This window comes from Psychrobacter sp. W2-37-MNA-CIBAN-0211 (genome assembly GCF_040309405.1).
Lineage (GTDB): Bacteria > Pseudomonadota > Gammaproteobacteria > Pseudomonadales > Moraxellaceae > Psychrobacter > Psychrobacter glaciei.
The window spans coordinates 1-243 of sequence record NZ_JBEOOU010000495.1 but is presented as its reverse complement, the minus strand read 5'-3'; the positions used below and the strand labels follow the sequence as shown (position 1 = coordinate 243).

The following is a 243-nucleotide window of genomic DNA, read 5'->3' as shown; positions in this document are numbered from 1 at the left end:
AACCCCAGTCAATCCACATCTACAAGTATTCGACATAGCAGCCATAGCAAAAGTCGCTAAGGCTCATAAGCTAGTTTCAATCGTCGATAACACCTTTATGACGCCCTTATTGCAGCAACCGCTGGCAATGGGTATCGATATGGTGATCCACAGTGCCACCAAGTATCTTAATGGCCACGGCGACGTGATTGCAGGTATTGTGTGCGGCAATGCAGAGCACATGCACAGATTAAAATATGAAAT

Annotated in this window: 1 protein-coding gene; it reads left to right on the top strand. The window is 45.7% G+C overall.

The genetic code is table 11. The features are described from left to right. Nucleotides 1-243 (top strand): PLP-dependent transferase (locus tag AAEY72_RS16025; RefSeq protein WP_352311654.1); only part of this gene is annotated, 243 nt, incomplete at both ends.